Consider the following 2,063-nt stretch of genomic DNA (forward strand, 5'->3'; position numbering starts at 1 on the left):
CCGATTGGTTGTTCGACTGTCCACTAATGCTTTGAGACATCAGCGAATCAGAGTTATTGAATCGTGATCCATTCTTCGAGTCAAGCTTTCTTGACAATTCGATGTCAGAACTATCACCGCCTATCGAAGACGGTTGCACTAACTGGGCAGCAGGTGTAGCTGAAACAGACGAGGGTTGAGATTGTGACGCGGAGGACGTTTTACTTTGTTGAATAAACGAATTTTCTAACTGACCAAGTGATTGACTTGGCTCTTTTGACAGAAGAGTGTTCACACTTCCCAAACCTGTACCAATTGGCGATACACTCGATTGCCACTCGTTAGATGGTGGTGGTGGAACAGCCTGCGCTGCTGCCTTTGTGCTTGTAACAGGAGATTGCGGTACTGGCAGTAATCCCCCAAATTCGGGATTGACTTGGGCTTTGATGGGTTGATTCGTTGCTAACACCCAGAACAGAGAGGTGAAAGCAGCGCACATCAACAGGTAAAGCTTGTATGTCAGTTTTGGGGAAGTTAATTTATGACGTTCAAATAGAGTGGGCAACATGTCGCCTATTTTTATGTTTGGTAAATTTTGTACTTGGTAGATGTCGCCACCTTAGCAAATATTCAAAGTATATTCGAGGACAGTGTACATATTTTGTAGATGATAATCAACTACATCAAGAACGCATAAAGCTTTCTATTTAATAGCACTTTTTTGAGAAAAATCGGGCAAAATATAGGCTAGACGTTCATAAAATTAATCAGTCTACGTAATTCTTCTATGCACAATCCCTATTTAGCTCTAAATAGCTCTCATTTCCGAAAATATACTGCCAAAACCTTACTTACTTTAACTTCACTAGTGTTGATTGTTACAAATTATGGTTGTACACAAAAAGCACAAAAGGAAGTTAAGTTAGAGATAAAAAACGTACAGCCATCTGGCGGTAACGGTGTATATAAAGTAACAGGTAGCACAAATCTACCCGAATCCAGCCAGGTTGCAATTACAGCAGCTCGCTACCTACGTTCTAACAATGGACTTTCAGTGGATGCAGATTTAGATGCCGACCGCTCTATCCTTGACCGTAAAATAGTTGAGGTACAACAAGGGCAATGGGAAACAGAGCTAAATCTTTGGCAAATTTCACCTGACGGTAGCTATAAAGAAATCTGGCAAAAAAATCAGCTGAACTCTAAACAGATTCCAGAAAACGACGTGACGTTCACAGTCACCTTTGACCCACAAAGTCAGCTTCAAAGAACTCAAAAGCAAGACAATCAAACATCGGTACAATCTGAACCCCAAGTTGAATCGCTTGAGGGTAAGTCATTGCGCTTTACCAATCAAGGAGAAAGATACGTCCAAGCGAGCCAATCTCTACCCGTTGCATTGCCTGTAGGTAAGACTGTACCACCACAACAACTCGCAGAAGATATTAATGGTGGCTGGGGAAATAGATATACTATTCAACCTGAAACTATCGCTGCTGGATTTACTCCACCTGAAGTCAGCAAATCGAGGCAAAATACTGCCCCGCTCTCGGCATCAGAATTTTTACGCTAATTAACTGGCGCTCTCGTAATATCTGTAAAATACAGGGCAAGTTGTTTATCAACTTGCCCGCATTAACTTGTCGCCATGAGCGTGAAAATTTACTGAAATTGCGTTTCGCTCGAAGCTGGCGCCTCATAATAAACTTGGAATTTATCAGGAGAGCTTGTACTCGTGCTTGCTGGTTGAGGCGTTTGTTGCATACTACTTTGCATAATTCGCATCTGCTCCATCATTTCCCGAAGCTGCTGCTGTATTGCTTCAAAGTCTCCATTCGATGCCGTTGGTTTAACCTCGTTAGTAACTGGCACAGATGTATTATTAACTACTTCTTGTGACTTGTTATGGCTTAGGAAAGCTTGAGCCGATGCCGCAGACCCAAACGAAGAAGCAACGCTTGTAATTTTCGTAGGTTTCACGGGCGCCGCTGTTTGATTTTGCACTACTGTGCTGCTAGCAATTGGCTTTGGCGCTAATGTGGGCACAGGATTAGCTTTAGTTTGCCGGTACTTTGGAACTGATG

The 2,063-nt window shown here is 42.6% G+C and carries 1 protein-coding gene and 2 pseudogenes; 1 reads left to right on the forward strand and 2 read right to left on the reverse strand.

The features are described 5' to 3' along the window. A pseudogene (locus tag AC2JBO_RS44695) lies at window positions 1–547 on the reverse strand (hypothetical protein); the annotation flags it as partial. 219 nt (window positions 548–766) lie between these two features. Between AC2JBO_RS44695 and AC2JBO_RS44700 the strand changes: the two are divergent. Then, complete coding sequence (locus AC2JBO_RS44700) at window positions 767–1,552, forward strand: hypothetical protein (RefSeq protein ID WP_496960046.1); 786 nt, start codon at window positions 767–769, stop codon at window positions 1,550–1,552. A gap of 89 nt (window positions 1,553–1,641) precedes the next feature. Here AC2JBO_RS44700 and AC2JBO_RS44705 read toward each other — a convergent pair. After that, window positions 1,642–2,063: pseudogene (locus tag AC2JBO_RS44705) on the reverse strand (hypothetical protein); the annotation flags it as partial.

It is taken from the genome of Calothrix sp. CBUCES-K 9914, assembly GCF_059640475.1.